The organism is Nodularia sp. UHCC 0506, from assembly GCF_034931045.1.
Classification (GTDB): Bacteria; Cyanobacteriota; Cyanobacteriia; order Cyanobacteriales; family Nostocaceae; genus Nodularia.
The window spans coordinates 174,463-179,061 of sequence record NZ_JAYGHH010000006.1 but is presented as its reverse complement, the minus strand read 5'-3'; the positions used below and the strand labels follow the sequence as shown (position 1 = coordinate 179,061).

Genomic DNA, 4,599 nt, shown 5'->3' with positions numbered 1-4,599 from the left:
TTAAGAAATCTAACTTTTTGTTGTAATTCCTCTTTAATGCGGTTGAGGATAGATTTTTCGTCTAAGTTCGCCAAAATCCGACTAATAACTGCTTTTGGTCCCTCAGCACCCCAAGTCGCCCCATTAGCCAAATAAACTTTAGTCACTTGTCCAATGCCATAGGAAGACACCCCAGCTACCCCGGCTTGAGTGATTGCAACTGAGACATAAGGAACAAAAGTCGCGCCAGCAGTAGCTGATGCAGAGATGCCCAACACAGTTTTTAATCCACTTAAGCCTAAATTTGCCAGTAACTCACTAAAACCGATGCCGCCCATACTCAGAGCAATTTTTTGTAGCAATTTTACAGCACCGCTTTCACTCATAGGAATGCCATAGAGTTTAGATAAACCCAAAATCAGAGAAATATCAATAACTATGCTACTGAGTATATCTACAACAGTTACTGGATTGAGAGCGATCGCTACTGCCTTAGTCATCACAGCCTTCCAAATCAACTGATTAGCATTCTGTTCACGAATCGTCAATTTTCGCTCAACCAATTGCTCATTCACATTATCGGCATACAGCATGGTATTGAGAGCCACCAAAGCTTTACCTTCACGGTGCAAAATCTCCAAAATTTTCAGCTTCAGTTCTTCAACCTGGGCTGTACTGTTACGTAACTGCACCCCCCTCGTACCATCAGGGCGTATAATTGCCGTTTTGACTAATGGTGATGCAGCTGCCATCACAATTTCCAGAGGCGTAAGTAATTCCCTCACTCTTTCATCTCGGATTTTGTGATAAATTGCCATCCGATCAGCTTCAGGATATTGATCTACTTTGTTAAATACTAAAATTATCGGTTTACCCGCCTCCCGTAACTGAGACAGAGCTTCATATTCTATCTTGGTCATATCCCCAGCAATTACAAACAAAATTAAATCTGCTTGCTTTGCGACCTGTTCCGCTAATGCAGCACGGGTATCACCATCTACTTCATCTAACCCAGGAGTATCAATGAGTTCCACCTGAGATTGACCACCCGCAGGTAAAGTTACTCGTAAAGTGCGTTCATTGTCGCCAATTGTCTCCTCACTAATACTCCAATTAACTCTTTGAGAATCACGAGTAACTCCATGCAGAGGGCCAGTTTCAAACACCGTTTGTCCCACCAAGGCATTGAGTAGAGAGGACTTACCACGTCCCACCATGCCAAAAGCCGCAATTTGTACCACCATGCTGTCCAACTTACCCAGCATAGTTTCTAAATCAGCCAGTTCATTTTCCAATCCGCTTTTTTCCTGGGGAGTCAGATCAAGATTGGTAACTAAATTTCGCAGTGCCGTTTGTGCTTGCTTATAGTCGAGTGACCTTTGAATATCTTCAAAACTGAAAATAGCATTATCCAGTTCTTCTTCCCAGTTGGGTGAGTCGCTGTGATGAGGTTCAGGCAAGGGCAATGTGGAAGTCATATCAATTTTAAGTTTGCAATTTGGGATTTTGTCCCCATATTTCTATCCTAATTATTTTTAGCAAGCGAGTGGGGGGAAGAGGCAGGGGAGCAGGGAGCAGGGAGCAGGGAGCAGGGAGCAATGGGGAAAGAGGCAGGGGGGAGAAGACGGTAACTTCCCAATGACCAATGACCAATGACCAATGACCAATGACCAACAAAACGTCCTAAACTGAAAAATGCATCTAGTAGCGTTAGAATCTTGACTAAATCACCTGTGCGGAAAATAGTTATTGCCGGTAACTGGAAAATGTTCAAAACCCAGGCAGAAACCCAGGATTTTTTACAAGGGTTTCTGCCTCACCTGGCCGAAATCCCCGAAGACCGAGAAGTGGTATTGTGTCCCCCTTTCACTAACTTAAACGTTTTATCCAAGAGTTTGCATGGCAGTCTCATCCAATTAGGGGCGCAAAATCTCCACTGGGAAGAAAATGGAGCCTACACAGGCGAAATTTCTGGCCCCATGTTGACAGAACTTGGTGTCCGTTTTGTCATTGTCGGTCATAGCGAAAGACGGCAATACTTTGGTGAAACAGACGCAACTGTGAATCTGCGTCTCAAAGCAGCTCAAAAGTATGGTCTGACACCAATTCTATGTGTAGGCGAAACCAAAGAACAACGAGATGCTGGGGAAACTGAATCACTGATTACCACCCAGCTAGATAAAGACCTCATAGATGTCGATCAAGATAATTTGGTGATTGCCTACGAACCAATTTGGGCAATCGGTACTGGTGACACTTGTGAAGCCACAGACGCTAATCGGGTAATCGGTTTAATTCGTAGTCAGTTGAGTAATCCCAATGTTTCGATTCAATACGGTGGCTCAGTCAAGCCGAATAATATTGATGAGATTATGGCTCAACCAGAAATTGATGGCGCTCTTGTGGGCGGAGCAAGTCTAGAACCTGCCAGTTTTGCTCGGATTGTCAACTACAAGTAATCGCATTATGCAACGCTGTTTCCCTGGCCGAGCCGGGGAATGCGTGTATCAATGACTCAAACTGTTAATTTATGTCAAACAAGTTAATAATTCGAGAACGCTGTTTTGTTTGGGAACAGAGAACTTACCTCATGGGTGTTTTAAATGTCACACCCGATAGCTTTAGCGATGGTGGCGCTTTTAATAATAGCGCTGCGGCTTTAGCTCAGGCACAAGCAATGGTCGCTGCTGGTGTTGATATCATTGATGTCGGTGGTCAATCAACTCGACCAGGAGCAGAACAAATCACAGTTGCAGAAGAATTAAATCGGGTACTGCCGATATTGCAAGTCCTCCGCCGAGAGATTACAGTCCCGATATCAGTAGATACTACTAGAGCTTCTGTAGCTAGAGCATCTATAGAAACTGGAGCAGATATCATTAATGATATTTCCGGTGGCACATTTGACTCAGAGATGCTGCCAACGGTAGCAAGTTTAGATGTGCCAATTGTCTTGATGCACATTCAGGGAACGCCGCAGACAATGCAGCAAATGACTAATTATCAAGATTTAATGGGAGAAATTTCTAATTTTTTAGCGGCAAGAATTTTAGCAGCAACGACTGTAGGCATTGATCACAGGAAAATCATTATTGATCCGGGTATTGGTTTTGCGAAAAACTATGAGCAGAATTTAGAACTTTTACGTCAATTGCGTGCATTAAAAGCGCTAAATTGCCCTATTTTGGTAGGAGCATCGCGTAAAAGTTTTATTGGTCGTATTTTAAACCAACCAGATCCTCAAGCAAGAGTCTGGGGAACAGCCGCAGCTTGTTGTGCAGCTATTTCTCAGGGTGCTGATATTCTCCGAGTTCACGATGTCCAAGAAATGCGTGATGTGTCACTGGTAGCTGATGCGCTGTTCCGGCAAGAACGGTAATCTTACACAGGGAAGGGAATAAGAATTAGACATTACTGTTTTCAGAGTTTCTGCCATTACCTTCTTGAACAATAGAGTCAGCAATTATCTGGTTATAAACCTCATTGGTTTTACTGGGATCTAAAAAGACTATTTTCGCATTATGACTTTCGCCAAGTCTTTGACTAGCCACAACATAATCTTGAGCTACGAGATACCGTAAAATTTCACGGCTTTCCGGATGAGAACGTAAGGCTTCAGCAATTATCTGCATTGAGGTTTGAGTTCCTTGCGCTCTTTTGATAGCCGCGTCACGTTCCCCTTCTGCTTCAAAAACCAGCGCCCGTTTTTTAATTTCCGCCGCTCGTTCTTCTTCCATCGACTTTCTTACACTCTCAGGTGGTGTAATGCTTTGAATGTCCAAGCGGAGAATCTCCACTCCCCAATTTTCTGTGGTTTGATTTAACTGATTTAAAATGGCTGTATCCATTTCAGCACGGGAGACATTAGTTTCTTCTACGGTGTTTTGAGCGATGATTTCCCGGAGTGTGGTTGTCGCCAGTTGTGTCAGAGAACCTTGAAGATCATCAATTTCGTAAAAACTTTTGACCATATCTCTGATCCGCCAAAACAGAACAGCATCAACTTCTAGGTAAATGTTATCTCTGGTGATCACATTTTGAGGTTTAATGTCGATAAACTGCTCACGTATGGTATCTTCCATCACAATCTGATCAATCAACGGCACAATAAAGTTGAGTCCCGACCCAAGTTTGCGATGATACCGCCCCAATCTTTCTACTAGGGCTTCATTCCCTTGATTAATCAGTTTTGCAGATCCTAACGCATAACCTATGAGTGCTAAGACTATGGCAATGATTGGCTCCATATATTCTCCTATTTAGCTTTTGAGCAATTTTAGTGTAAAAGGATATGGTACTACCTTAGTCCCTCATTTGAGTCTAATCTTTTAAACCTTTAATCACATAAAACTGAGCCAGGGTTTGATGTTTTTTGGTAAATCAGAATTAAACCGTAGGGGTAGTTGTGCGGTAGAAAGAGATTGGGCGTAAGCTGGTGTCAGAAATGGTTGGTAAATCTGGGCTTCAGGTGTGTCTTGTTTAATAAATGCTAAGGTGACACCACGAATTAATTGGCGTAAGGAGTTGGTTTCTTCCCCTCGCTTTTCTCTGACGATGCCTGCGGCACTTACCGGATATGCTGGATCAGTAATACTTAAGTGAGTAGCACCAATGGCTGTT

4 protein-coding genes and 1 pseudogene are annotated in these 4,599 nt (G+C 43.1%); 2 read left to right on the top strand and 3 right to left on the bottom strand.

Annotated elements, in window-relative coordinates; genetic code table 11:
• On the bottom strand, positions 1-1,457 hold a 1,457-nt coding region (locus VB654_RS06985), incomplete at its 3' end, for a GTP-binding protein (RefSeq protein ID WP_323212893.1).
• Positions 1,458-1,712: 255 nt separating this feature from the next.
• Here VB654_RS06985 and tpiA point away from each other — a divergent pair.
• Together tpiA and folP are read left to right on the top strand one after the other, a co-directional pair.
• A complete protein-coding gene (tpiA, locus tag VB654_RS06980; RefSeq protein WP_323212914.1) occupies positions 1,713-2,438 on the top strand; it encodes a triose-phosphate isomerase in 726 nt (241 codons plus the stop codon).
• Between the two features lie 71 nt (positions 2,439-2,509).
• A complete protein-coding gene (gene folP / locus VB654_RS06975) occupies positions 2,510-3,358 on the top strand; it encodes a dihydropteroate synthase (protein WP_323212892.1) in 849 nt (282 codons plus the stop codon).
• A gap of 25 nt (positions 3,359-3,383) precedes the next feature.
• Here the strand turns inward: folP and VB654_RS06970 are convergent, their stop codons facing one another.
• Together VB654_RS06970 and VB654_RS06965 are read right to left on the bottom strand one after the other, a co-directional pair.
• Positions 3,384-4,226, bottom strand: a complete 843-nt coding sequence (locus VB654_RS06970; protein WP_323212890.1) for an SPFH domain-containing protein — start codon at positions 4,224-4,226, stop codon at positions 3,384-3,386.
• A 93-nt stretch (positions 4,227-4,319) separates the two neighbouring features.
• Positions 4,320-4,599 (bottom strand): annotated as a pseudogene (locus VB654_RS06965) (dienelactone hydrolase); the annotation flags it as partial.

Bases quoted from the DNA above. Each gene is read 5' to 3' on its own strand.
- VB654_RS06970 (WP_323212890.1), bottom strand. From the start codon at position 4,226: ATGGAGCCAATCATTGCCATAGTCTTAGCACTCATAGGTTATGCGTTA.
- folP (WP_323212892.1), top strand. From the start codon at position 2,510: ATGTCAAACAAGTTAATAATTCGAGAACGCTGTTTTGTTTGGGAACAG.